At 72.8% G+C, this 23,529-nt stretch carries 29 protein-coding genes and 4 tRNA genes; 15 read left to right on the forward strand and 18 right to left on the reverse strand.

The annotated features are described in order from the left end of the window. Nucleotides 1–30: 30 nt before the first annotated feature. From KUA19_RS16780 to KUA19_RS16790, 3 genes are read right to left on the reverse strand one after another with little or no spacing between them, the layout of a single operon-like run. Entirely contained in the window at nucleotides 31–381 is a 351-nt protein-coding gene (locus KUA19_RS16780; RefSeq protein WP_217396929.1) for a thioredoxin family protein, read from the reverse strand. Further along, nucleotides 357–743: a MerR family transcriptional regulator gene (locus KUA19_RS16785; protein ID WP_217396930.1), complete on the reverse strand. Its 387-nt coding sequence runs from the start codon at nucleotides 741–743 to the stop codon at nucleotides 357–359. Before KUA19_RS16785 ends, KUA19_RS16780 begins: the two co-directional genes overlap by 25 nt. Before the next feature lie 29 nt (nucleotides 744–772). Beyond that, nucleotides 773–1,294, reverse strand: coding sequence for an SMI1/KNR4 family protein (locus KUA19_RS16790; protein WP_217396931.1), 522 nt, complete (start codon nucleotides 1,292–1,294; stop codon nucleotides 773–775). A gap of 141 nt (nucleotides 1,295–1,435) precedes the next feature. On the opposite strand from KUA19_RS16790, the gene KUA19_RS16795 reads away from it, so the two are divergent. The 4 genes from KUA19_RS16795 to lepB all read left to right on the forward strand — a co-directional run bounded on the left by KUA19_RS16795 (nucleotide 1,436) and on the right by lepB (nucleotide 4,082). Beyond that, nucleotides 1,436–2,113 carry a class I SAM-dependent methyltransferase gene (locus tag KUA19_RS16795; RefSeq protein WP_217396932.1) on the forward strand — a complete coding sequence of 226 codons (678 nt, stop codon included), beginning with the start codon at nucleotides 1,436–1,438 and terminating at the stop codon, nucleotides 2,111–2,113. A 107-nt stretch (nucleotides 2,114–2,220) separates the two neighbouring features. Next, the gene (locus KUA19_RS16800; RefSeq protein WP_217396933.1) at nucleotides 2,221–2,712 is read left to right on the forward strand and encodes a hypothetical protein; all 492 of its coding nucleotides are present in this window, start codon (nucleotides 2,221–2,223) and stop codon (nucleotides 2,710–2,712) included. 120 nt (nucleotides 2,713–2,832) lie between these two features. Then, nucleotides 2,833–3,354 carry a SigE family RNA polymerase sigma factor gene (locus tag KUA19_RS16805; RefSeq protein WP_254549460.1) on the forward strand — a complete coding sequence of 174 codons (522 nt, stop codon included), beginning with the start codon at nucleotides 2,833–2,835 and terminating at the stop codon, nucleotides 3,352–3,354. After that, complete coding sequence (gene lepB, locus KUA19_RS16810) at nucleotides 3,351–4,082, forward strand: signal peptidase I (RefSeq protein ID WP_217396935.1); 732 nt, start codon at nucleotides 3,351–3,353, stop codon at nucleotides 4,080–4,082. Before KUA19_RS16805 ends, lepB begins: the two co-directional genes overlap by 4 nt. A 105-nt stretch (nucleotides 4,083–4,187) precedes the next feature. On the opposite strand, the gene KUA19_RS16815 is transcribed toward lepB, so the two are convergent. The 3 genes from KUA19_RS16815 to KUA19_RS16825 form a co-directional block, all read right to left on the reverse strand. Further along, a complete protein-coding gene (locus KUA19_RS16815; protein ID WP_217396936.1) occupies nucleotides 4,188–5,507 on the reverse strand; it encodes a WD40 repeat domain-containing protein in 1,320 nt (439 codons plus the stop codon). Nucleotides 5,508–5,588: 81 nt separating this feature from the next. Continuing rightward, nucleotides 5,589–6,395 (reverse strand): hypothetical protein, encoded by an 807-nt coding sequence (locus KUA19_RS16820; RefSeq protein WP_217396937.1) that lies wholly within the window; start codon nucleotides 6,393–6,395, stop codon nucleotides 5,589–5,591. Next, the gene (locus KUA19_RS16825; RefSeq protein ID WP_254549574.1) at nucleotides 6,392–6,949 is read right to left on the reverse strand and encodes a SigE family RNA polymerase sigma factor; all 558 of its coding nucleotides are present in this window, start codon (nucleotides 6,947–6,949) and stop codon (nucleotides 6,392–6,394) included. The genes KUA19_RS16820 and KUA19_RS16825 overlap by 4 nt, the downstream gene beginning before the upstream one ends. A gap of 208 nt (nucleotides 6,950–7,157) precedes the next feature. On the opposite strand from KUA19_RS16825, the gene KUA19_RS16830 reads away from it, so the two are divergent. The 5 genes from KUA19_RS16830 to KUA19_RS16850 all read left to right on the forward strand — a co-directional run bounded on the left by KUA19_RS16830 (nucleotide 7,158) and on the right by KUA19_RS16850 (nucleotide 12,080). Further along, a complete protein-coding gene (locus KUA19_RS16830) occupies nucleotides 7,158–7,709 on the forward strand; it encodes a hypothetical protein (protein ID WP_217396938.1) in 552 nt (183 codons plus the stop codon). Beyond that, a complete protein-coding gene (locus KUA19_RS16835) occupies nucleotides 7,661–8,755 on the forward strand; it encodes a peptidoglycan-binding protein (protein ID WP_217396939.1) in 1,095 nt (364 codons plus the stop codon). The genes KUA19_RS16830 and KUA19_RS16835 overlap by 49 nt, the downstream gene beginning before the upstream one ends. Nucleotides 8,756–8,856: 101 nt before the next feature. After that, nucleotides 8,857–9,537: an ABC transporter ATP-binding protein gene (locus tag KUA19_RS16840; RefSeq protein WP_217396984.1), complete on the forward strand. Its 681-nt coding sequence runs from the start codon at nucleotides 8,857–8,859 to the stop codon at nucleotides 9,535–9,537. After that, a complete protein-coding gene (locus tag KUA19_RS16845) occupies nucleotides 9,534–10,730 on the forward strand; it encodes an ABC transporter permease (RefSeq protein ID WP_308167474.1) in 1,197 nt (398 codons plus the stop codon). The genes KUA19_RS16840 and KUA19_RS16845 overlap by 4 nt, the downstream gene beginning before the upstream one ends. A gap of 114 nt (nucleotides 10,731–10,844) precedes the next feature. Next, nucleotides 10,845–12,080, forward strand: a complete 1,236-nt coding sequence (locus KUA19_RS16850) for a D-alanyl-D-alanine carboxypeptidase family protein (RefSeq protein ID WP_372451803.1) — start codon at nucleotides 10,845–10,847, stop codon at nucleotides 12,078–12,080. Between the two features lie 137 nt (nucleotides 12,081–12,217). Here the strand turns inward: KUA19_RS16850 and KUA19_RS16855 are convergent, their stop codons facing one another. Then, nucleotides 12,218–12,406: a hypothetical protein gene (locus KUA19_RS16855; protein WP_217396941.1), complete on the reverse strand. Its 189-nt coding sequence runs from the start codon at nucleotides 12,404–12,406 to the stop codon at nucleotides 12,218–12,220. Between the two features lie 123 nt (nucleotides 12,407–12,529). Here KUA19_RS16855 and KUA19_RS16860 point away from each other — a divergent pair, with 123 nt between their 5' ends. Then, nucleotides 12,530–13,057: an RBBP9/YdeN family alpha/beta hydrolase gene (locus KUA19_RS16860; protein ID WP_217396942.1), complete on the forward strand. Its 528-nt coding sequence runs from the start codon at nucleotides 12,530–12,532 to the stop codon at nucleotides 13,055–13,057. Between the two features lie 199 nt (nucleotides 13,058–13,256). Further along, complete coding sequence (locus KUA19_RS16865) at nucleotides 13,257–13,493, forward strand: hypothetical protein (RefSeq protein ID WP_217396943.1); 237 nt, start codon at nucleotides 13,257–13,259, stop codon at nucleotides 13,491–13,493. Nucleotides 13,494–13,773: 280 nt separating this feature from the next. On the opposite strand, the gene KUA19_RS16870 is transcribed toward KUA19_RS16865, so the two are convergent. The 5 genes from KUA19_RS16870 to KUA19_RS16890 all read right to left on the reverse strand — a co-directional run bounded on the left by KUA19_RS16870 (nucleotide 13,774) and on the right by KUA19_RS16890 (nucleotide 15,556). Then, complete coding sequence (locus KUA19_RS16870) at nucleotides 13,774–13,926, reverse strand: hypothetical protein (protein WP_217396944.1); 153 nt, start codon at nucleotides 13,924–13,926, stop codon at nucleotides 13,774–13,776. A 190-nt stretch (nucleotides 13,927–14,116) separates the two neighbouring features. Beyond that, nucleotides 14,117–14,191, reverse strand: a tRNA-Val gene (locus KUA19_RS16875). Between the two features lie 13 nt (nucleotides 14,192–14,204). Then, nucleotides 14,205–14,275: transfer RNA gene (locus KUA19_RS16880), tRNA-Cys, on the reverse strand. A gap of 27 nt (nucleotides 14,276–14,302) precedes the next feature. Further along, a tRNA-Gly gene (locus tag KUA19_RS16885) sits at nucleotides 14,303–14,375 on the reverse strand. A 95-nt stretch (nucleotides 14,376–14,470) separates the two neighbouring features. After that, on the reverse strand, nucleotides 14,471–15,556 hold the full coding sequence (locus KUA19_RS16890) for a CapA family protein (RefSeq protein ID WP_308167475.1): 1,086 nt from the start codon (nucleotides 15,554–15,556) through the stop codon (nucleotides 14,471–14,473). A gap of 161 nt (nucleotides 15,557–15,717) precedes the next feature. Between KUA19_RS16890 and KUA19_RS16895 the strand changes: the two genes are divergently transcribed. After that, a tRNA-Gly gene (locus tag KUA19_RS16895) sits at nucleotides 15,718–15,793 on the forward strand. Nucleotides 15,794–16,010: 217 nt separating this feature from the next. Here KUA19_RS16895 and KUA19_RS16900 read toward each other — a convergent pair. Continuing rightward, nucleotides 16,011–16,544 carry an RNA 2'-phosphotransferase gene (locus KUA19_RS16900; RefSeq protein ID WP_217396945.1) on the reverse strand — a complete coding sequence of 178 codons (534 nt, stop codon included), beginning with the start codon at nucleotides 16,542–16,544 and terminating at the stop codon, nucleotides 16,011–16,013. A gap of 44 nt (nucleotides 16,545–16,588) precedes the next feature. Further along, a complete protein-coding gene (locus KUA19_RS16905) occupies nucleotides 16,589–16,987 on the reverse strand; it encodes a PIN domain-containing protein (RefSeq protein WP_217396946.1) in 399 nt (132 codons plus the stop codon). A gap of 87 nt (nucleotides 16,988–17,074) precedes the next feature. Between KUA19_RS16905 and KUA19_RS16910 the strand changes: the two genes are divergently transcribed. Then, nucleotides 17,075–17,296, forward strand: a complete 222-nt coding sequence (locus KUA19_RS16910) for a hypothetical protein (protein WP_217396947.1) — start codon at nucleotides 17,075–17,077, stop codon at nucleotides 17,294–17,296. An 88-nt stretch (nucleotides 17,297–17,384) separates the two neighbouring features. Here KUA19_RS16910 and KUA19_RS16915 read toward each other — a convergent pair whose 3' ends face one another. Genes KUA19_RS16915 through KUA19_RS16930 form a run of 4 tightly spaced genes read right to left on the reverse strand, consistent with a single transcriptional unit; the run spans nucleotide 17,385 to nucleotide 21,023 of the window. Further along, nucleotides 17,385–17,972: a GTP-binding protein gene (locus KUA19_RS16915; RefSeq protein WP_217396948.1), complete on the reverse strand. Its 588-nt coding sequence runs from the start codon at nucleotides 17,970–17,972 to the stop codon at nucleotides 17,385–17,387. Then, nucleotides 17,953–18,345 carry a DUF742 domain-containing protein gene (locus tag KUA19_RS16920; protein WP_217396949.1) on the reverse strand — a complete coding sequence of 131 codons (393 nt, stop codon included), beginning with the start codon at nucleotides 18,343–18,345 and terminating at the stop codon, nucleotides 17,953–17,955. The genes KUA19_RS16915 and KUA19_RS16920 overlap by 20 nt, the downstream gene beginning before the upstream one ends. Next, nucleotides 18,335–18,745 (reverse strand): roadblock/LC7 domain-containing protein, encoded by a 411-nt coding sequence (locus KUA19_RS16925; RefSeq protein ID WP_212834811.1) that lies wholly within the window; start codon nucleotides 18,743–18,745, stop codon nucleotides 18,335–18,337. The genes KUA19_RS16920 and KUA19_RS16925 overlap by 11 nt, the downstream gene beginning before the upstream one ends. Before the next feature lies 1 nt (nucleotide 18,746). Beyond that, nucleotides 18,747–21,023 carry a sensor histidine kinase gene (locus tag KUA19_RS16930; RefSeq protein WP_217396950.1) on the reverse strand — a complete coding sequence of 759 codons (2,277 nt, stop codon included), beginning with the start codon at nucleotides 21,021–21,023 and terminating at the stop codon, nucleotides 18,747–18,749. A gap of 320 nt (nucleotides 21,024–21,343) precedes the next feature. Between KUA19_RS16930 and KUA19_RS16935 the strand changes: the two genes are divergently transcribed. Continuing rightward, nucleotides 21,344–22,168, forward strand: a complete 825-nt coding sequence (locus KUA19_RS16935; protein ID WP_217396951.1) for a hypothetical protein — start codon at nucleotides 21,344–21,346, stop codon at nucleotides 22,166–22,168. A gap of 36 nt (nucleotides 22,169–22,204) precedes the next feature. Continuing rightward, the gene (locus KUA19_RS16940) at nucleotides 22,205–23,527 is read left to right on the forward strand and encodes an SWIM zinc finger family protein (RefSeq protein WP_217396952.1); all 1,323 of its coding nucleotides are present in this window, start codon (nucleotides 22,205–22,207) and stop codon (nucleotides 23,525–23,527) included. Nucleotides 23,528–23,529 lie beyond the last annotated feature (2 nt).

The raw sequence follows: 23,529 nt of genomic DNA on the forward strand, positions 1-23,529 counted from the left end.
GGACCGCTCCTGAGCCGTGTCAAATATTCTTTACTTGGCGTCGAGCCCGGCGAGCTCGCCCAGCGCCATCCGCAGCGCCGCCTTCGGCCGCGCCCCGACCAGCGAGCCGGTGAGCTCGCCGGAACGGAACACCAACAGGGTGGGCAGCGACATCACCTTGTAAGCGCGCATCGTCTCGGGATTGGCGTCGGCATCGATGGCGAACAGATGCAGCCGAGGGCCGAACTCCTCGGCCAGCTCGGTGAGGCTGGCCGAGATCCGGGCGCAGGACGGGCACCAGTCGGCCCAGAAGTCCAGCACCACGGGGCGGTCGGCGGCCAGCACCAGTTCGGCGAAGGTCTCGTCGGTGACGGCGGTCAGCAGAGGTTGGGGGTGCGGCATGATTCCTCCCGGTGCGCGATGGCGAGGGTCAGCTGATCGGCCAGCCGGGCGCGCACCGCGCCCAGCTCGGCCAGGCACGCGTCGACTTCCTGGAGCTTGCGGCGCAGCACCGCCACCGAGTCGGGGCAGACGTCGCCCGAACTGTTGCCGGCGCGCAGGCACGCGACGAACGGCTTGATGTCGTCGAGCCCGAAACCCACCGCGAGCAGCGCCCGGATCTCGTGCACCACCCGCAGTTCGGCCTCGTCGTACACCCGGTAGCCGTTGGCGGAGCGCTGCGGGCGCACCAGCCCGTGCGCCTCGTAGTAGCGCAGGGTGCGGGCGCTCGTACCGGCGCGTTCGGCCAGTTCCCCGATCAGCATGGCACCCACGCTAGACATTGCCGCCGATGTCAAGGCAAGGCCGCGGACACCGTGCGGTCCGTCACAGGCGCGCGCAGGCCCGCCAGGAAGCCGCGCAGATCGGCCGCGAGCGTCAGCTCGGCCGCGAAGTCGGCGTCGAACCAGACCACCGTCGGCTCGGCGCGCGGGCCGCGCGGCCGGTAGTCCAGGGCCACCCAGCTGTGGCCGGTGCTGCTGGACAGCAGCACGGTCTCGCGCGGCAGCCCCCAGTACGACGCCAGGAACGGGCTGTCGAACAGCGACAGCATGCCCGCGCGCCGCCCGATGCCCAGCAGGCTCTCGAACGGCACCTCGTCGGTGCACCACGAGGTGGCGCCGTTGACCGGGAAGGCGCTGCAGGCCCGCGCCACGCCGCCACCGTTGCGCAGCCGCAGCAGCTCCAGCAGCGACCCCGGCAGCGTCACGCCCAGCGCCGTCTGCGCCTGCGCGACCAGCTCACGGGTGAGCGGCGGCTGCACCCCGTGCGTGCTGTCGCTCCAGAACGAAGCCCTGATCTCATCGAAGCGCGTCACGGCCCGGGATGTTACCGACCGCCGCGGCCGCGCAGGGGGCGGGCCGGAACCGGCGCCGCCCGACCCATTTAGCACATCAGTTCGCGCCGCTGCCCGGGAGGTAACGACCGTCTCGCCCAACGGTGCTGGCATGCTGATCACGTGGCACAACCCATCGGCGCGACCGCGCACTGGCAGGCCGTGTACGACCGGACCGAACCCCGGTCCGTCAGCTGGTATCAGGACGAGCCCGCGACGTCGCTGCGGCTGCTGTCCGCCGCGGGCACCCGCCCCGGCAGCTCCGTCATCGACGTCGGCGGCGGCGCCTCGACCCTGGTCGACGCGCTGCTGGAGCGTGGCGTCACCGACGTGACCGTGCTCGACGTGGCCGAGTCCGCGCTCGGCGTGGCCCGACGCCGCCTCGGCGACCGCGCCGGCGTCGCCCACTGGATGGCTCGCGACCTGCTGACCTGGTCGCCGCTGCGCCGATACGGCGTGTGGCACGACCGGGCCGTGTTCCACTTCCTGACCGCCCCGGCCGACCGCGACCGCTACCGCCGCGTGCTGGAGGCGGCGCTGGCGCCGCACGGGCAGGCGGTGCTCGGCGTGTTCGCGCCGGACGGCCCGCAGACGTGCTCGGGCCTGCCCGTGGCCCGCTACGACGCGCAGGAACTGGCCGCGCAGTTCCCCGGATTCCAGGTGGAGCAGGTCGAGCGCGAGGAGCACCACACTCCGGCCGGGCACGTGCAGCCGTTCACCTGGCTGCGTCTGCGCCGCGCCGAGCAGCACGGCGCGACCTGGGCACCCGCCCCGGCCCCGCAGCCGGGCCGCGTCGTCTGACCCGCGTCGTCTGACCCACGCCCAATCATCGAGGATTTGCTATATTGGCGGGCATCGTTGCGTTCCCGGCCGCAACCCGTCCCCGTCCTCGATGAAAGGGAACGACGATGAGAGCAACCCGCCTCCTGGTGGCGGTCGCGGCCCTCGCGGCCGTGTTCGCCTCGCCCGGTGTCGCCCAGGCCGCCGCCGTCACCCAGCCATTCCACGCCGACTCCGGTGACGCCTGCAAGTACGGCGTCACCGACGGCGCGCTCAACTGGCGCTCCGCCGGCACGACCTCGCCGGTGCCGTTCACCGCGGTCGACGTCAGCGGCAAGCTCGTCGACCACCCGCAGCCGGTCGACCCGATCAGCACCTGCCGCGACGACGGCTACTTCAGCACCGTGACGTTCGTCGCGTACGCGGGCACCGCCGAGGTCGACCGGGAGTCCCGCTCGGTCGACAACGCCTCGACCCCGCTGTCCTTCACCCTCGGCGGCAACTCGTGGACGACCGGCATCAGCCGCGTCGTGGTCCAGGTCTGCCGCAGCCCGCTGCACACCCTGCCGCCCAGCTACTGCGGCCGGGCCGTCACCTATCCGGCCCCGCCGATCGCCTGACGAACGGGTCCGGCGGGCTGGCCGGGACGCCCGCCGGACCCACGCTCAGTCCCGCGTCCACGCCGTGAGAGGCCGTCCGCGATCGGGCATGCAACGCACGCGCGCCGGATCTCGTTTCTGATGGGTGTGACCCCCTCTGAAGAGCACGACTTCACCCGGTTCGTGCGCGCGCACGGCGACCGGCTGCTGCGGCTGGCGCGGCTGCTGGTGCCCGACCCCGCCGAGGCCGAGGACGTGCTGCAGACCGCGCTGCTGCGGCTGACCAGGCACTGGTCGCGGCGGCTGGACGCGCCCGAGGCGTACGTCCGCGCGATGCTGGTCAACCTCGCCAAGGACCGGGGGCGGCGGACACACCTGGTGCCCGTACCCGTCGTGGTGGAACCCGACCGGATCGGCGCCGACCCCGACCACGCCGAAGCCGTCGCGGCCCGCGCGCAGCTCGACCAGGTGCTGGCGGCGCTGCCGCCGCGCCAGCGCGTCACGGTCGTGCTGCGCGTCATCGACGGGCTGTCCGAGGCCGAGACCGCGGCGCTGATGCGCTGCTCGGTGGGGACCGTCAAGAGCAACCTCGCCCGCGGCCTGGACAAGGTCCGCGCCGCGCTGCGTCCCGCGCACCACCCCGTTGAGGAGACGAGCCGATGATCGACGACCCGGCCGGACAGCTGCGCGCGCTCGCCACCGCGGCCGCCACGTCCGTGCACGCCGCACCCGACCTGGCCGGACAGGTCCTGCTCCGGGCCCGTCGCGGGCGGCGCTCGCGCCGGTGGCGCAACGCGCTGCTCGGCGCGGGCGCGGGCGTGGCGGCCCTGTCCACCCTGGCCGCCGCGACCCTGCTCGGCCAGAGCGACTTCTTCACCGTCACCGAACCCAGCAGCGCCATGACGCCCACGGTCGGCATCGGCGAACGGGTCGTGTTCGACCGCTCACTGACCCCGTCCCGTGGCGACGTGGTCCTGGCCCACCTCACCCGCGACGGCGACGAGTACGACGCGATCTTCCGGGTGATGGGCATGCCCGGTGACACGGTCGCCTGCCCGGCCACCGCGCCGGGCACCTGCGACGCGGTGATGGTGAACGGAGCGGCGGTGCCCGAGCCGTACCTCAACCAGGTCACGGCGCCGTTCGCCGAGGTCACCGTACCGGCGGGGCAGGTGTTCCTGTTGGGCGACAACCGTCCCGGCGCCAACGACTCCCGCTACGGCGGGCCGGTGCCGCTCGACGCGGTCGACGCGGTCGCGGTGCGGATCAAGGGCGAGGACGGCACGGTACGGCCGGTGCCGGGCGCGCCCGCGCACGACGGCCCGGGGGAGCAGGACAACGTCGACCCGGCCGGGCCGGTGCCGCCCGCGCGCGCGGTCCCGGCGGACTGAGACGCGGCGGGGGGGGGGGGGGGCCAACGGGGGGCCCCCCCGCGCGCGCGCCCGGCGGCGGCGGCGCGGGCCGCCCCCCGGGGCCCCCCCCCCCCCCCCCGCCGCTCACCGTGCTGCGGGCGGCAGCGCGTCCAGGAACACCACGTTGATCGACTCGGAGACGGTGACCAGGACCCGCCCGTCGGCGGAGAAGTTGCCCATCGTCATCTCCGACTCGGTCCACAGGGTGCGGCCGTGGCCGTCGAACAGGGCGCTACCGCCGTCGTCCACGGTGTACACCAGCGGACCGCACTGCCCCCACACGGCGCGGGTGCACACGGTGGCCAACGGCGAGTCGGCCGTGAGCTTGCCCGGCACCCCCTGCGGGCGGACCGGCGTCTGACCCGCCACCGCGTCGCCGTCGAGGGTGACCAGCACCGCCGCGGGCGTCACCGGCGCGTCCTCGGCGTCGTCCCGGACCCCGCCCGCGACCAGCAGACCGCTGCCGTCGGCGGCGTACGCCAGCGCGTTCACCCGGGTCAGGCCGGTGCCGTGCCGGAGCACCACCGTGCCGGAGCCGGTGTCGCGGATCAGGATCTCACCGTCGCGGCCCGCGTGGGCCAGCCGCCGACCTTCGCCGTCGAGCGCCACCGCGCCCAGCGGGTCGGCGGCCACCTCGAGCAGCACCTCGCCGGTGTGCGGGTTCAGCACCCGTACGCCCCGGGCCGCCGATCCGGCCGCGACCCGGCTGCCGTCCGCGCTGAATCCGACCCGGACAGTGGTCCGCTCGGTGTCGAAGAAGTCGTCGTCGTCGTTCGGACCGAGGTTCAGCTGCCACAGGGCGGTGCCGTCGGGCACCCGCCAGGCGTGCACCCGGCCCTCGACCGAGGTGACCATGATCGTGCCGTCCGGGCTGAGCTGCGTGTCCAGCGCCTCGTCGTGGAAGTGCGCCCCGTCGAGCAGCATCCGCGACGGGACCTGCGGAGCGGCGCCCCAGACGACGATGTCACCGCCGTTGTGGTGCCACTCGGCGGCCGCGCACACGACCAGCCAGCGCGGCTCGCCGGGGCAGGCCACGGAGGTGGCGCCGTGGTAGAAGTACGCGAAGCTGTCAGCCTCGTCGTCGGGCTCGGCCAGCGCGGGCTGTCCGTTCTGGACGTCTTCGAGGTCGCCGAGCCGCCGCCAGGCCGCCAGCGCGTGCCACGGCTCGACCTGGCCCGCGGCGTACCGCTGCCACCAGTGGTCCGGCATCGGCCGCAGGTGCGGCGGCCAGGCGCGCAGGCTGGCTGCCGCCTCGGCCAGGAGGTCGGCGGGCGCCCGCTCCAGCAGCGGCCAGGCCTGCTGCCACGCCGGTGCGGAGGGCTCACCGGCGAGGATCGCCGCCAGGGTGGTCGGGTCGCCGTCCATGCCGTGCCTTTCCGTCGCGCGGGTCGCGGTGCGCGGCATGGACCGTACCACCGGGACACTGCACCGGTCGGCCGGTGAACGTGCGGTCCTGCGCACCGGGAAGGCGGCAGGGCAGCGCCGTCACGGCAGCAGACGGCGGTCGGCGGCGAGCCGGGCCAGTGCCTCGGTGGTGAACGCGGCGGCGCGCAGGGCGGGACGGCCGGTGGGATGCTGGGCCACCCACGGCCGACCGGGGCCGGACATGCCGGACAGGTCGCTGGTGCTCGGGCTCCACTCGACGGCCACGAAGCCGCCCGGCACGAACCGGACCGCGGTGACCCGCCCGTCCGCCGCCGTGTCGGTCCGCACCGCGACCCCGCCGACCGAGGTGACGGCACACGCCCCCGCCCCGGTCTCGCCGTACGCGGCGAGCCTGGCCGTCGCCGCCGCGCCGCACAGGTCGCCGGGCGCCGGGTCGGCGCCGTCACCGAACAGGCCGATGGACAGGGTGCCCGCACCGTCGGCATCGGACACCACGAGTCGGGTCACGGACACGTAGTGGGGCCCGCCCGCGGTGTCCCCGGCCAGGCGCCAGGTTGAGGTCGGCTCCGGGCGGGTGGTGTAGCCGGGCGGCACGGCCTCGGCCAGCACCTGCGCGATCGTGGCGCCGTGAGCCTGGGCGGCGTCCGGTCCGGGCAGCGGCACCTGCGGCCGCGAGGCGGCGGCGGTCGGGGACGGCTGCGCGAGCGGGGTGCTCATCGGAGCGACGGGCAGCAGCGCGGTCACCGCGCCGGCCGCGAGCGCGACGCAGGCCAGCCCGCCCGCCGCGGCCAGCCGGGCGCGGCGCCGGGCCGCGTGCCGGGCCACGGCCAGCACCTGCGCGCTGTCCCGCAGCGGGGGTGCGGGCGCGTCGAGGATACGGTCGCAGAGGTCCTTCACGTCGGTCATCGCGTCCCCCAGTGCGGGCCGGGTGCCAGGTGGTCCTCGGCGTCGACCATGCCGTCGCCGAGCAGTTCGCGCAGTTGGGCCAGGCCGCGGGCGGTCTGGCTCTTGACGGTGCCGGTCGAGCACTCCAGCGCCTGCGCGCACTGCTCGACCGACATGTCCGCCCAGAAGCGCAGCACCAGCACCGCGCGGCGGCGCCGGGGCAGGCGCATCAGCGCCGCGTGCAGGCCGGAGTCCGCCTCGGCGTACGAGTCGCGGACCGTGCTGTCCAGCGCGCTGCTGCCCGGCTCGGTGGCGTACTCGCGCCGCCACGGCCGCCGCCGCTCGTCGAGGAACGCGCGCAGCAGCACCCGCCGGGCGTACTGGTCGAGGGCGTCGTGGCGTTCGACGCGGTGCCAGTGCCGGTACAGCTTCGTGAACGCGGTCTGCACCAGGTCCTCGGCCAGATGCCAGTCCCGGCACAGCAGATACGCGGTGCTGCGCAGGTGGTCGGCGCGCTCGGCGTAGAACGCGACGAAGTCGGCCTCGTGGGCACGGCGGTCCCGCCATCCCAGCAACCCCACCGCGCCACCTCGTCCCTGACCGCCACCGCCCGTGCGCCCGATGCGCACGGAAGACACGGAGGCGACCGCCCACCGGGTTGCCCGGCCGACTATGACCATCGCCACAGCCGCGCCGTGCCCGCCACCGGCAACCCGGGGCGGCGAAGGCTCCGTGTCTTCCCCGGCGCGGAACCCCCCGCCCGGTCGGAGAGGACCCTAGACCATGAGTATTCGCAGGTGGAGCGCGGCGCTGCTGCTGGTGCTGGTGACGGCAGCCTGCTCCGACGGCGGCACCCCGCCCGAGGTCGCCACCGCGGCGACACCGGGCGCGAGCAGCCCGTCCGCCGCGCCGAGCACGCCGTCGGACGACCCCGTGCAGCGGGAGCTGGAGTTCGTCGCGTGCATGCGCGAGGCGGGCGTGACCGACATGCCCGACCCCGTGCCCGGCGACCGGTCCGGCCGCAGCGCACTGCTGCACGCGATCGACGACCTGGGTATGGGCCTCAAGGACTCGTTCCAGACCGCGCTGGACGGCTGCACGAAGTTCCTGCCGCCGTCGGCGGCGCAGAGTCCGCGCCCGGCCGACGACGTCGAGAAGCTGCGGCAGTACGCCCAGTGCATGCGCGACAACGGGGCCACCGACGTGCCCGACCCCGACCCGGTCACCGGCCAGCTCAACCACTGGATCCGGCAGGACGACAAGGCCGCCATGGCGGCGCTGGAGAAGTGCCGCAACCTGCTGCCCGCCGCCCCGACCGCGAAACCGAACCGGTGATCGGCCGGACCCGGCTGCGTCGCCGGGCCGTGCTCGGCGGCACGCTGGCTGCCGCGACCGGGGCCGTGACCGGCTGCGACGCCGCCCCTGACCCGGTCACCGCCCCGCCACCGAAGACGGTCCCGGTCGTCCGCGAGGACCTGGTCGAGTTCACCGACGTGCCGGGCGAGCTCGGCTTCGGCGAGGCGGTCCCGCTGCGCTACCCCCGCCCCGCCGAGGACACGTCGGGCGCGTTGGGCCTGGTGACCTGGCTGGCGCCGGTCGGCTCGACCGTCACCCGGGGGCGGCCGCTGCTGCGCGTGGACGACCAGCCGCTCGTGCTGCTGTACGGCCCACTGCCCGCGTACCGGGCGCTGGCGGTGGGCAGCCGGGGCAAGGACGTACGGCAGCTGGAGACGAACCTGTCCGCGCTCGGCCTGACCAAGGGCGGCGCCGACGAGCGCTACACCGCCGCCACGGCGGCCGCCGTACGGCGCTGGCAGCGTGCCCTGGGCCTGCCCGAGACCGGCACGGTGGCGCCGCAGCAGGTGGCGTACGCGGCCGGACCGGTCCGGATCGACACGCACCTGCTGCGGGTCGGCGACCCGGCCGACGGCGAGGTGCTGCGCCACACCGGCGCCACCCGCTCGGTCGCGCTGCGGCTGGACGAGAAGCGACGCCACCTCGCCGTGCCCGGCACCACCGTGACGGTGCGCCTGGCCGACGGGGTCGAGGTCGGCGGCACGGTCGACCGGCTCGGCCTGCCCACCCCGGATCCGACCGGCGAACCGGAGCTCACGGCGTACGTCCGGGTCGCCGACCAGGCGGCCCTGGCCGGTGCGGCCGGTCAGGTGACGGTGCGCTTCACCGCCCAACGGCGTTCCGCCGTGCTGACGGTGCCGGTGACGGCCCTGGTGGCCCTGGCCGAGGGCGGCTACGGCGTACAGGTCGCCGACGGCACCACCACCCGGTACGTCGCCGTCCGAACCGGACTGTTCGCCGGTGGGCGAGTGGAGCTCACCGCCGGCGACCTGCCCCCCGGCACCCTGGTGGTGATCCCCCGATGACCGGCGTAAGGAAGGGCCCCTTCGTCGTCTCGCGACAGCGAGACGAGCCGAGGCTCTGTTCGCATTCCGAGGTGGAAGGTGCCCCTCTCAACGCTGCCGAGGTGCTCCAGCTCGTCGACGTGACCAGGGCGTACCCGGGCGGGGTGACCGCGGTCGACGGGGTCGGCCTGACCGTGCGACAGGGCGAGTTCGTGGCCGTGGTCGGACCGTCCGGATCGGGCAAGTCGACCCTGCTGCACCTGGTCGGGCTGCTGGACCGGCCGACCGCCGGGACGATCCGGGTCGCCGGGTACGACACCGGCGCGCTGCCTGACCGGTCCCTGGCCGCGCTGCGCGCCCGCGCGATCGGCTTCGTGTTCCAGCAGTTCCACCTCGCCCCGGGCGTACGCGCGCTGGACGCCGTCGCCGACGGCCTGCTCTACACCGGCGTGGCCCGTGCGCGGCGGCGCGACCGGGCAGCCGAGACGCTGCACCAGGTGGGCCTCGGCGAGCGGCTCACCCACCGGCCGCACGAGCTGTCCGGCGGCGAGCGCCAGCGCGTGGCCATCGCCCGCGCGCTGGTGAAGCGGCCCGACGTGATCCTCGCCGACGAGCCGACCGGCAACCTGGACTCGGCCGCCGCCGAGACCGTGCTGGAGCTGCTGCGGGAGCTGCACGCCGCAGGGACCACGATCGTGGTGATCACCCACGACCGGGGCATCGCCGACAGCCTGCCGCGCCGCGTACGGATGCGCGACGGCCGGATCGTCTCCGCCGACCAGCGGCGGGAGGTGAACCCGTGACCCCACCCCGACCCGCCCGCCTGCGTACCACCGACCTGCTGCTCGTCGGCGTCAGCGGGCTGCGCACCAGGCCGCTGCGCGTGGTGCTGTCCGCGCTGGGCATCGCGATCGGCATCGCGGCGATGCTCGCGGTGCTGGGCATCTCCGCGTCGTCGCGCGCCGACCTCGACCGCGCGCTGGACCGCCTCGGCACGAACCTGCTCACGGTCACGCCGGGGGAGGGCGTGCTGTCGGGGCAACCGGCGGCGCTGCCCGCCGAGGCGGTCCCGATGATCCGTCGGATCGGGCCGGTGACCTCGGCCGACGCGGTCGGTCTACTGCCGGACGTGCGGGTGTACCGCAACGACCGCATCCCGGTGCAGCAGTCCGGCGCGATCGCCGTCCTGGCCGCAGACCTGGGCCTGCTCGACACGGTCGGCGGCGGCGTGGCTGTCGGCGGCTGGCTGAACCCGGCCACCGCGCGGTTCCCGGTGACCGTGCTCGGCGCGACCGCCGCGCAGCGGCTCGGCGTCACCGAGCCGGGCGCGCAGGTGTGGCTGGGCGGGCAGTGGTTCACCGTCGCGGGGGTGCTCGAACCGGTGCCGCTGGCGCGCGAACTCGACTCGGCCGCGCTGGTCGGCACGGCTGTCGCGGCGGACCGGCTCGGGTACGACGAGCACCCGACCACCGTCTACTGCCGCACCGACCCCGACCGTGTCCTCGCCGTACGCGACGTGCTCGCAGCCACCGCGAACCCGGCGGACCCGCTGTCGGCGCGGGTCTCCCGGCCTTCGGACGCGCTGGCCGCCAAGCAGGCCACCGACCGCACGCTCACCGCGCTGCTGTTGGGCCTGGGCGCGGTGGCGCTGCTGGTCGGCGGGGTGGGCGTGGCGAACACGATGATCATCTCGGTGCTGGAGCGGCGCGGCGAGATCGGGCTGCGCCGGGCGCTCGGCGCGACCAGACGGGCGGTGGCGGCGCAGTTCCTGGTCGAGTCGCTGCTGCTGTCGGGGCTCGGCGGCGGCACGGGAGTGCTGCTCGGCGCGGCGATCACCGCTGCCTACGCGGCGACGCAGGGATGGCTGGTCGCCCTGCCGGTCACCGCACTGGCGGGCGCCCTGGGTGTGACGGTGCTGGTCGGCATGGTCGCGGGCCTGTTCCCGGCCGTACGCGCCGCCCGTCTGGCGCCTACCACCGCGCTGGCCGCCTCGTGAGCGAATTAGGTAGGTAAAGGAGTTTTGTAGAGAACTCTACATGTTCGCGAGTTTCACATTAATGTGCCGTTCATGTTCCGGTTTACCCCGCGAGCAGGACAGCTCGCCGCCGCTCTGTTCACCGCGGTGCTGGCCGCACCCGTACCGGTGCTGACCGCGCCCGTACCGGTGCTGACCGCGCCCGACGGTCCGGGCGCGGAGCTCGGCGCCCGCGCCGGGGCGGCGGCCAGAGCGGCGCTGCCCTGCCCGAAGACGCCCGCCCCCAAATGGCCGATGCCCGAACGTCCCTCGCCGCCGACCGACGACCCCGCCCACCGCTCGGTCGGCGGCGCCCAGCTGGACACCGCAGACCTGGCCGTCCCGCCGACCGCGACCAGGCCGCCCTCCGTGAGCGCCACCTCGTGGGTCGTCGCCGACCTCGACACCGGCGCCGTCCTGGGCGCCTGCGGCCCCCACGAGTACGGCGCACCCGCCAGCGTGCAGAAACTCCTGCTCGCCGCCACCATGCTGCCCAAGCTCAACCCCGACCAGGTGGTCACCATCACCCACGAGGACATGGACTACGAACCCGGCAGCTCCGCCGTGGGCCTGGTCGAAGGCGGCGAGTACTCGGTGGAGACGCTGTGGCTCGGGCTGCTGCTGGTCTCCGGCAACGACGCCGCCAACGTCCTGGCCCGCCTCGGCGGCGGCGCGGACGGGGCGGCGGGCGGGGTGCGGGCGATGAACGCCGAGGCGGCCCGGCTGGGGGCGTACCAGACACACGCGGTGACCCCGTCCGGCCTGGACGGGCCCGGCCAGTTCACCAGCGCCTACGACCTGGCCCTGATCGCACGGGCGTGCTTCGCCGACCCGGCCTTCCAGCGGTACACCACGACCCGGTTGGCGAAGGTGCCGGCGCAGCGCAGGCACGTCAAGAGCTTCGAGATCCAGAACCAGAACCGGCTCCTGGACGACTACCCCGGCGCGCTGGGCGGCAAGACCGGCTACACCGACCTGGCCCGGCACACCTACGTAGGCGCCGCCGAGCGCGGCGGCCGCAGGCTCGTCGTCACGCTGCTGGGCGCCGAATACCTGCCCCTGAGTGGCTGGCAGCAGGGCGCGGCCCTGCTCGACTGGGGTTTCGCCCAGTCCGCCGACGCCTCGGTCGGCCACCTGGTCGACCCGGCCGAGGTCGCCGGGGCAGCGTCCCCAGGCGCGGTCGCGGTCGCCCGGCAGGCCAACACGACCACGCACGTCACCTCCGGCGGCGGTACGGGCACGCGGGGCATCCTCGCGCTGGGCGCGATGGCGGCCGCGGCCGGTGTCGCCCTCTCGGCGACCGCCCGCCGACGCCGACGCCGACAGCCCTGACCACCCGCCCTGCCACCGGCCCAGTGGACCACGGGGCAGGTGGCAGGTGCAGTTTCGGGGAAAGTGCACGAATCCGAGCCAGCGTGGCTGCAGTTTTCCCGAAACTGCAGCCACGCGTGACGCCCGGCGGGAGATGGTCAGCCGGAGTTGCGTTGCCTGATCGCGGCTTCGATGCGCAGCAGGGCGCCACCGATCAACAGGACGCCGCCCAAGCCCAGGATGATGCCGTCGTGCTCGTTGGCGGCGATCAACAGCGTCAACAGACCCGCGAAGATGCCGACGCCACCCAGCATCTCGCACCAGTGATGAACCGGTTTCGACTCCACGGGCGGAGCGTACGAGCCAAAGACATCGTCTGCTGTCCGTGAATGTGAACCGGAACATGCGCACTGGCCTATCCGATCTCGAAGGCCTGTGCCCGACCCGCCGCGGGCCCTACGATCGGCGAGGTGACGCGTGGTCTACTCGTGCCGGGGCGGGGGATCCCACGACCAGAGCACTGGCTACGGCAGTGGGCCGATACGCATCCGGAGTACCGCTGGGCGCCCGAGCCGCCAGGCCCGCCGCTGATCCTGAACGATCGCGTGGCGGCGCTGCACGCGGCTGTCAGCGAGTCGGAGGAGTCGGCGATCATCATCGCGCATAGCGCGGGCTGCATCACCACAGCGGTGTGGGCTGCGGCCAACCACGCCGGACCGGTGCGCGCGGCCCTGCTCGTCACCCCGCCGTGCGTCCGGTCTTTCGAGCCGGATGACCCGTCGGACATCCCCTGGCCCGTGATCCGGAGAACGTTGCCGTTCCGATCCGTCCTGGTCGCCAGCCGGAACGACCCATACACGACCTTCGCCCAGTTCGAGCAGCTCGCCGAGGACTGGGGGGCGGACCTGGTCGACGCGGGCGCCGTTGGTCACCTGGACTCGGCAACCGGCTTCGGCCCCTGGCCCGACGGTGAACGGTTGGTCGGTCGGCTCGGTTGAGACCTGGCGGTGAGCCCAGGTCTCGCAGACCATTACGTGTCGTGACCTGGGTAAAGTCATCATTGGCAGCTGCCGCCGGGCAACGCTGGTTGACCTCTGAAGGCCTGCAGACAGCCTGTAGCGCTGCGGCCTGAGCACCGTGTTGACCCGGTCCGAAAACTCAGTAGTGGCCCGCCGATGTCCCCTGTATACCCGCGCCATGGGTGACCCGAGCTATGAAGCGGAACACGAGCAGCAATCGGAGACTGACTATCTACGGGAGATCGAGCGGCTCGCCCGTGCAGTCGTGGAAGAGGCGGGCAGCGAGGGATGGCTGGCGTTCGACCCTGATGACGAGTCGAGCCCTACGCCGCTCCAACGCTCGGTCAACGAACTCGCGCGGAGTCTGCGTTTCACCCACTTTGAGGATGATGGCTGCCTTGACCATGGCTTCTAGCGGCCGGGCTCTTGACCTACCTCGTTCCACGAACACCGTCAAAGCAACCTTGACGGTGTTCTGCGCATTTCAGGTCATCTGTCACCTCGTGAACATGTGGGTGGAGGGCTCTGCTCGGCGGGGCAGACTCTGCCCATCCCGCGACCGGGGTTCTCGGGATGCCCTCGTGATGACCTGACGGGGAGAGTCCGGGCGGCTCTCTGAGGCGGGCCGGGGCAGCGCCCCGAGGTCTTCAACCCGACGGCAGCATGACTGTGCGCAAACGCCGGCGTCGGCAGAGTCACGTGAGGGTGGCGAACGGCCCACTGTCGGCAGTCCCACCGAAGATCACCATCGCGCCACCTCGTGCGGCAACCGCCTCGTCCCATCCGGCGGGTATGGGCATGCCAAGGCGGGGGAAGACGTAGTCGCTCCCGTCGGGATCGACGATCATGCAGATAACGCTACGAGGCACGAGATACCAGCCGTCCATGGCCGCCTGGGCGGGCTGTTCAATGACTAGCCGTACGGCGGGGACGCCTTTACTAAGTTCATAGCGGACGAGCTTGGGATCAACTGACACGTTCGGCATGCCTCACACATAAGCAGAGGGCCTATCCGTCTATCGGATAGGCCCTCTGACCTGGTGGGCGATACTGGGTTTGAACCAGTGACCTCTTCCGTGTCAAGGAAGCGCGCTCCCACTGCGCCAATCGCCCGTGCTGTCTTACGAGGTGGAGACGGGATTTGAACCCGTGTACACGGCTTTGCAGGCCGTTGCCTCGCCTCTCGGCCACTCCACCGTGGTGACGCCTTGCGGCGGTTCTCCGAGCGGATGACGAGACTCGAACTCGCGACCCTCACCTTGGCAAGGTGATGCGCTACCAACTGCGCTACATCCGCTTGTCAGTTCGCCCGCCTTCCGGCGTGCTTGCCCAACGGATGAGAACTTTAGCCGGTCGAGGTCGGTCTTGCCAAACCGGGGTGCCCCGGGCGCGTCACGCCCGGGGTTGCGCCGCCAGCCCGGTGCAGCGCGACGCCTGGTCAAGCCGCTGCCGGACGGCGTTGAGCGCGTTCCCGGTGACCGGGACGGGCTGGCCGTTGTTGGACACCACCCCGGGGGTGAAGACGCGGCTCTTCACCTTCCCGTTCTTGATCACGACGGTGAGCAGGCCGGTGTCGGTGCTCTTGGACACCGAGTACCAGAGGAAGTTGCCCAGGCCGTAGTGCACGTACGTGTCCCCGATGAACCCGTCGGACAGCAGCACGTGCGCGTGGGTGCCCAGCACCAGGTCGGCGCCGTTGTCGGCCATGAGCTTGGCGAAGGTCTTCTGCTCGCCGTTGGGGCAGCTCTGGCCCTCGGTGCCCCAGTGCATGAACACGATCACCACGTCGGCCTGCGTCCGGGCCTTCTGCACCGCCGCCACGGCCAGGTTCTTGTCGAACGCCATCGCGATGCCGGGCCGGGTCGGGGTGGGCTTCCACTGCTCCTTGAGGTCGTGCACCTGCGACATGCCCACGATCGCCAGCCGCACCCCCTTCACCGTGGTCAGGTACGGCGCGTACGCCTCCTCGGTGTTGTGCCCGGCGCCGACGACCGGCTGCCCGGCCTCCTTGGCCGAGTCGAGGGTGTCCAGCAGCCCGATCTGGCCGTAGTCGAGGGTGTGGTTGTTGGCGATCGACACCAGGTCGATCCCGGCTGCCTTGATCGCCGGGTATGCCTCCTTCGGCCCCCGGAAGTGGAACTCCTTCGGCTGCTCGCTGCCCCGGTCGGTGATCGGCGTCTCCATGTTGACCATGGCGAAGTCGGCGGCGCGCAGCTGCTTCGCGTACGGCCCGAAGGCGTTGTCGGGGTCCTTGAGCAGGGCCAGGGTGCGGCCGGTGAAGTGCACGTCCCCGGCGAAGGCCAGCGTGATCTCCTCGGCGGGGGCCGGGGCGGTCGAAGCCGTGGCGGAGGGCTCGGCCGCGGTCGCGGGCGGGTGCCAGGACGCCGGCTGCGGCTCTGTTGCGCAGGCGGCGAGGGCGGTGAGCAGGGCCAGGCAGGCAAGGGGGCGGGCGGCGCGGCCCAGGCGGGGGCGGGTCACCCGGTTGAGGGTACGGGCAGGTGAGTGCGGCTCGCATCACCGTCTCGGTGGTGCTCGCCACCCCTCGGCGCGCGGAAGGGGATACCGAGTGGCGCGGTCGCCGGGGCACCCGCTAGAGTTCTGTCGTCGGGCAGCGAGCCGCAGGGCAAGCCTCCTGACATGCGGATGTAGCGCAGTTGGTAGCGCATCACCTTGCCAAGGTGAGGGTCGCGAGTTCGAGTCTCGTCATCCGCTCCACACAGAGATCGCCGGTAGCCCTCGGGCCACCGGCGATCGTCGTTTCCGCCCCGCCCCGCCCCCGGCGATCGCCGTAGGCGGAGATGGAGGTGGAGGTGCAGTTTCAGGGAAAGTGCTGGTATTCGCGCCAAGATCCGGCAGTTTCCCCGGAACTGTCGCGATCTTCACCGGCGCGGGTGTGGTGGTTCGGTGTCAGGGTGGGCTTGCCGGCGGCGGATCAGGCTTCGCCGCGTAGGTAGCGGGCCGGAACGTCGTCGGTGAGCCAGACGCCGTTGGCGCTGCGGTAGAAGCGGTGGCCGTCGTCGGCCATCTCGGCGGCGGCGACCACCAGGATCACCGGGGCGCCATGACGGCTGCCGACCTTGTGTGCGGTGCCCGCGTCGGCGGACAGGTGCACGTGGTGCCGGTTGCCGCGGTGCACCCCGTCGGCGTAGATCGAGGCCAGGTTGCGCCGGGCGGTGCCGTGGTAGAGCAGCTCGGGCGGCTCGACCGGGGTCAGGCCCAGTTCGACCTGCACGGAGTGGCCCTGGCTGGCCCGGATCCGATCGCCGTCGATCGCGAAGCGCTGCTTGTCGTTGCCGGCCACGACCGCGTCGAGCTGCTCGCGGGTCACCCGGGGGCCGTGCGCGGCCAGAGCGCGCAGCAGGGTGTCGATCGGCACCCAGCCGTCGGGGCTGAGGGTGATGCCGATGGTCTCGGGCGCGTGGCGTAGCACGTACGACAGGCGCTTGCTGATTTTCACGTTATCCATGTCGATGCCCACGGTAGGCGGCGGCCGCCCGGGCTGTCGACGCGTTATCGGCCCCGGTAGGGCAGGCTGCGCGGGCCGGTGACCCGGCCGCCGGCTTCGGTCACCCGGTCGCGCAGGCCGCGGTCGGCGGTGGCGACCACCACGGCCGGACGGTCCGGGGCCTCCTGCCGGACCAGGTCGACGATGGCGTCGTCGCCGCTGCGGGGCGCGGCGTGCACCCGTACCCCCGCGATCTCTGCCACGTCGCGGGCCGCACCCTCGACGACCAGCACGACCTCGATCGGCCCGGTCAGCTCCGGCACGCCGGGCAGGCCGGTCTCGGCCAGGCCCGCGATCGCGTCGCGCAGCCGTGTGGCGGCGCCGTGGCGGTCCCGCCACCAGCCGTCGGGTACCGACCCCACGACGTTGGCGGCGTCGACGATGAGCAGAGCGGGTGCCGTCACCCTGACAGTGTCCCGTGCCTGGGCGTGCCCGCAGGTCCAACCCGAGTTCCGGTCGGAAGGTGGCGCGCGCCGCCTAGGCTGGCGGCCATGGAACGTATCTCTCGCCTCTGGGCCGCTGTGGTGGCCGGTTTCCTGTCCACGATGCTCGTTCCCGCCGTCGCCTGGGCGGAGGAGTCCGGTGTCGCCGAGCTGGCGCGTAAGAGGCGCGGCATCGGCGGCTTCATCGGCGGTGCGGGGCTGCTGTGCTGCCTCGTGGTGGTAGCCGCGATCGTGCTGGTGGTCGTGCTGGTGGCGCGGCGCAAGAAGTAGGTGCGGCGCAGGAAGTAGTGCGGCGCAAGAAGTAGTTGTCGGGTGCCGGTGGGAGCGAGGCGGGCGCACCCACCGGCGGAGTCGTACGTCAGGCCGGTACGGCGGCCTTCACCATGGTGAGGACGTGTTCCACCAGGGTGATCAGCACGTTCTTGACCGAGATGCGGTCGCGGGCGTCGCACAGCAGCACCGGCACGTGGCCGTCCACGTCCAGCGCCTCGCGCACCTGCTCGACGGTGTAGCGCTGCTCGCTGTCGAAGCAGTTCACCGCGATGACGAACGGCGTGCCGCGCTGCTCGAAGTAGTCGATGGCGGCGAACGAGTCGGCCAGGCGGCGGGTGTCGGCCAGCACCACCGCACCGAGCGCCCCTGTGGCCAGCTCGTCCCACAGGAACCAGAACCGGTTCTGCCCCGGGGTGCCGAATAGATACAGCACCAGGTGCGGGTTGATGGTGATCCGGCCGAAGTCCATCGCGACCGTGGTGGTCGTCTTGGTGGACACGCCCGTGGTGTCGTCGGTGCCGACCCCGGCGGTGGTCAGGACCTCCTCGGTCCGCAGTGGACTGATCTCGCTGACCGCCCCGACAAGTGTGGTCTTGCCGGCGCCGAAACCTCCGGCGACCAGGATCTTCAACGCCTGGGGAACCGGCGCGACGTCAGAGCGCACGGAGTCCATGGATCACCGCCTGGAGGGTGTCGACATTCGGAAGGTGGTCGGTGGACGGCGGATCGTAACGAGCGATCAGACCGTCCTGTAGCAGGTCGCACAGCAGCACCCGGACCACGCCCAGCGGCAGGTCCACGCGCGAGGCGAGCTCGGCCAGGGCGCGGGGCTCCTGGGTGAACGCCAGGATCGCCTGGTGTTCGGGGGTGGGTGTGTCCGCGGCCAGGGTCGCGGTCGCCACCACGTACGTGATGAGGTCGAAGTCGGTGGTCTTGGGCCGCACCCGGCCGCCGGTGACCATGTACGGACGCACCACCGGTCCGGCCTCGTGATCCCACCAGGCCGGACCCTCCTCGACTACCGGGTCGACGGGGTCAGTTGACATCGGCACCCGGCCGCGACGGCGTGGCCAGATGCGTGCCGACGCGGGTGGCGAGCATGGCCATCTCGTACGCGAGGATGCCAAGGTCGATGTCGGGATCGGCCAGCACGGCCAGGCAGGAACCCTGACCGGCGGCGCTGACCAACAGGAACGCCTCTTCCATCTCGACGATGGTCTGGCGCACCGGACCGCCCTTGAACCGCTGTCCCGTCGCGCCGGCCAGGCTGGAGAAGCCCGAGGCGACCGCGGCCAGGTGCTCGGCGTCGTCCCGGGACATGCCGGTGGAGGCGCCGGTGAGCAGGCCGTCGACGGAGAGCACGACGGCGCAGCGGGCCTGTGGCACTCGGGCGAGCAGGTCGTCGAGCAGCCAGTCGGTCGCGGGTCGGGTCGTCGTCGGTACCACGTCAGGCACGTCCTTCCAGGGTGGGACTGTCTTCCAAGTCGGCGCTGTCCTGCGGCCGACTGTGGCTCACGGTGTCTTCCCCGTTGTCGGAGATCTCGGTGACGGCTTTAGCCCGCCCGCGCACGGTACCCGACTGGAACGCGGACATCATCGTCCGGACCTGGTCGGCGCTGCGGGCGCGGGTGGGAGCCGGTTCCGAAGCGAGGGAGAGCGTGGTGTCGTCTCCCACGGCGCCGGGGCTGCCCGCGGTGGCGGGTTCGGGAGCGGTGCTGCGGCGGACCCGTTTGGGCAGCAGCAGCGCGGCCTCCTCATCGGTCTTGCTGGTGGTGCCGAGGTCTATGGTCTGCTCCTCGACCGGCGCCGCGGCAGCGGGGGCCGGTGCCACGGCGGGCACGCGCGGTGCGGTGAGCACGGGCTCGGTGCGCACGTTGCCGTCGTTGAGCACGAGTTCGGAGGGGATGAGCACGACGGCGGTGATGCCGCCGTACGACGACGGCCGCAGCCGCACCGTGATGCCCTGCCGGGCGGCCAGCCGGGCCACCACCAGCAGGCCCAGCCGCGAGCTCTGCGCCGGGTCGAACGCGGGCGGCTCGGCCAGCTTGGCGTTGGCCTCCAGCAGTTCGGCGTCGCTCATGCCCAGGCCGCGGTCCTCCACGTGCAGCGCGAGTCCGGTGCCCACGACCTCGGCGAAGACGCGGACCCGGGTGTGCGGCGGGGCGAACGAGGTGGCGTTCTCCAGCAGCTCGGCGATGAGGTGGATCAGGTCGCCGACGGCGCGGCCGAGGATGGCCACATCCGGCATGCGGTCGACGGTGACCCGCTGGTAGTCCTCGATCTCGGAGGTGGCGCCGCGGACCACGTCGATGGTCGGCACCGGGTGCCGCCAGCCGCGGCCGGGGGCCGCACCGGCGAGGATGACCAGCGCCTCGGCGTGGCGGCGCATGCGGGTGGCCATGTGGTCGAGCCGGAACAGGTCCTCCAGCTCCTGCGGCTCGGTGGTGCGCCGCTCCATCCGGTCCAGCAGTGTCAGCTGGCGGTGCAGCAGTGCCTGCGAGCGGCGGGCGATGTTGAGGAAGACCTCGCTGATACCGCGGCGCAGGATCGCCTCGTCGACGGCGGCGCGTACGGCGGTGCGCTGCACGGCGCCGAAGGCGTGGCCGACCTGGCCGACCTCGTCGGTGCCGACGGCGACCAACGGGACTTCGGTCAGTGACGGATCGTTGACGACGGCGCCGGGCTGGCGCAGGGCGGCGATGGCGCGCGGCAGGCGCTCGTGCGCCACCTCCAGCGCCGACACCCGCAGGCGTTCCAGGCGCCGGACCACCGAGCGGCCGGTGCGCAGCGACAGCACCAGCGAGATGACGGCACAGATGAGGCCGAGCAGGCCCGAGGAGATGGTCTTGACGAAGGCGCCGATGCCGATCTCGTTGGCCAGGTCGGAGGTGGCGCCGGCGGCCGCGCCCTCGGCGGCGTCGGTCTGGGTGATCAGCGCGTCGGCGGTGCTGCGCCAGATCTTGGCGTCCAGCGGCAGCTTGCCGCCGGTCCGCGCGTTGGACAGCGACTCCTCCATCGAGAACAGCGTGGTGTAGGTGTCGCTGGCGAAGATCTGCGCGAACGTCTCGCGGTGCGGTGAGGTCAGCGCCGCCTGCGCCTCCTCCAGCATCTGGCGGCGGGCGCCGATGGCCCGCAGGACCGCGGTCTGCTCGGCGGCGGTGACCCTGCCGTCGGTCACGGCGCCGGTGACCACGGCGTCCTCGCGGGCCAGCAGCTCGCGGGTGCGGCTGATCGCGAACAGGCCGCGCGCCGACCGGGCCAGGTCCGGGTCGGCCAGGTCGGTCAGCGGCGAGAACGCCATGTACAGCGTGTCGATGAGGCCGGAGTAGTCGCGGATGATCGCGGCGTTGTCGGCGCGCCCGGCGTCGATGTCGGCGCGGGTCTGCGGCAGCCCGTTCAACGCGGAGAGGAACCCGTCGACCAGGCCCAGCTCGTGCGGCGACAGCTGCTCGCGCAGCCCGCTCTCGGCGATGCGGCGACGCAGGATCTGCTCGTCGGCGTCGGTCTTCGCGCGCTGCTCGGTCAGCGCGGCCGAGCCGGGCTTCTCCGCCACCGACAGGCGGCGCTCCTGCTGCAGCTGCACCATCACGTGCTCGCCGTAGTTGCCGAACACCTGCTCGTACTGGCGGGCGTGGAGAAGATTGAGCGCGCCCTCGGCGGTGACCGCGACCGCGAAGACGGAAAGGCCGGTGATCGCTATCAGCGGGACCACGGCCAACGTCATGATCTTGGCGCGGATACTCCAGCCACGGTTTCTCACACTGACCACGTCCAAGGTACGGCGCACCACGGCATCGACACCGGGTCTGCGCGAACCCGACCGACCCCCATCGGTTTTGTGACATGCCACAGGGCGCTGTTCGACAATTGCCTTCGGGCCAAGAAACTAGCGGCACGAGAGCGTTCCTGTCCACTGCCGTGGATGTCCACAGCAGACATGATCACTTAAGGCGACGAAGGCGTTGCGCTGGGTGTATCACCTTGGCATCCACCGACCCGCCCGGCAGACTGTCGCACGGCCCCCGTCCCACCGTGGAGATCACTATGGACACTCTCAGTCTCGTCTCGGCCATCCTCTCCGTGCTCGGCGCGGTGGTCGCGGGCGTCATGACGACCTGGTCGGCACGGCGGGCGACCATGTTCGAACACCGGCTTGCCGAGCAGCGCCACCTGGAGAGCAAGGCCGAGCAGGCGCAGGAGGTGCTCAGCCGCTACCGCGAACCGCTGCTGCTGGCCGCGTACAGCCTCCAGTCGCGCCTGCACAACGCCGTCGGCGGCGACTACTTCATGCACTTCCTCGACCACGACGACGACTCCGAACGCCGCTACGCCCGCGACTACACCGTCTACGTGCTGGCCGAATACCTCTGCTGGGTCGAGATCATCCGGCGCGAGATGCGCTTCCTGGACCTGGGCGACGACGAGAGCAACCGCGCCTTCACCCGCAACCTCGGCGCGGTCAGCACCCAGCTGTCGACGTTGAAGTACCCGCTGCCGCACTTCCGGCTGTTCCGCGGCCAGCAGCGTGCCCTCGGGGAGCTGTGCATGGTCACCGGAGCCAACGGCCGCAGCGACAGCATCACCTATCCGGCGTTCTGCTCGCGCCTGGACACCGAGCCGGAGTTCCGGCACTGGTTCACGCGGCTGCGCGCCGACGTGGACGAGATCGTCGCGCAGCGCCGCGCGGGCTCTCCCGACGGCAACATCCGGCTGCTGCGGACCCAGCACGCCCTGATCGACCTCATCGACTTCCTCGACCCCGCCCACACCCGCATCCCCGACGACCGCGCCAAGCTCGCCGAGCAGGCCGGGAACCCCGGCGGCCAGGCCGCCCCGGCTCCGGCGCAGGCGGCCGTGACCGGGGTCTGACCGTCGCTGTCGGACACGGTGGCTATGGTGCCGCCCATGTCCGAAGCAACGATGCCGCCGTGGACGGCGGAGCAGGTGCAGGCGCTCGCGCCCGACGCCTCCTCCTTCGCCTCGGCGCGCAAGCTCGCCGCCTCCGGCGGCTGGAGCACCACCGGCACCGGCGGGGAGCCGGCCGGGTTGTGGGGCCTGTGCAAGGGCAGCGGGAGCAGCCCGTACCAGATCTGCGTGGACCTCACCGAGCCCGCGTACAAGTGCTCCTGCCCCAGCCGCAAGTTCCCCTGCAAGCACGCGCTCGCGCTGCTGCTGCGCTGGTCCGGCGGCCAGGTGACCGCCACCGAGCCGCCGGACTGGATGACGCAGTGGACGACCGCCCGCGGTGCCCGCGCCGAGAAGAAGGCCGAGCGCACGACCGTGCCACGCACGGAGGCTCAGGAAAAAGCCGCGCAGCGCCGCGCCGACAAGCGGGCCGAGTCGGTCGCGGGCGGCGTCGCCGAGCTGCGGGTATGGCTGGCCGACCAGATCCGCCACGGCATCGCGGGCCTGGACCAGTCCGGCTACAAACCGTTCGAGCAGGTGGCCGCCCGGCTCGTCGACGCGCAGGCCCCCGGCCTGGCCGCGGCGGTGCGTCGCCTGGCCCCGCTGCCCAGCTCGGGGGCGGGCTGGGAGCAGCGGCTGCTGGCCGAGCTGTCGCTGCTGCACCTGCTCACCGGGGCGGTGGGGGCGGACGAGCTGCCCGAGGAGCTGGCCGCCACGGTCCGCGCCCGGGTCGGCGCCCCGGCCACCACCGAGCAGGTCCTGGCGACCCCGCCGGTCCGCGACACCTGGCAGGTCATCGGCGTACGCGACGAGACCGAGGACAAGCTCACCAGCCGCCGGGTATGGCTGCGCGGCCGCGACACCGGCCGCGCCGCCCTGATCCTGTCCTTCGCCGCCCCCGGCCAGGCCCTGCCCGTCGACCTGGTCCTCGGCACCGAGGTGGAGGCCGACCTGTGCTTCCACCCGGGCGCCACCCCGCTGCGGGCCCTGGTGGCGGCCCGCCACGGCGCGCCCAGCCAGTGCCCGCAGCCGGGCCCGGTGCCCATCGTCGCCGCGGCGCTGCGTGAACTGGCCGCGGCGCTGGCCGGAGATCCGTGGCTGACCGGCTGGCCGCTGCTGCTGTACGGCACGCTGGTGCCCGGCACGCCCTGGCACCTGGTCGACGCCGACGGCGACGCGTTGCCGCTGGACCCGGCGGCGGGCGACCCGTGGCGCACCGCCGCGGTCGCGGGCGGGCGGCCGGTCACGCTGGCCGCCGAGTGGACCCCGGCCGGACTGCGTCCGCTGACCGTGTACGCCGACGAAGAGGTGGTGCGCGCATGAGC

The sequence above is a fragment of the Catellatospora tritici genome, from assembly GCF_019083965.1.
Lineage (GTDB): Bacteria > Actinomycetota > Actinomycetes > Mycobacteriales > Micromonosporaceae > Catellatospora > Catellatospora tritici.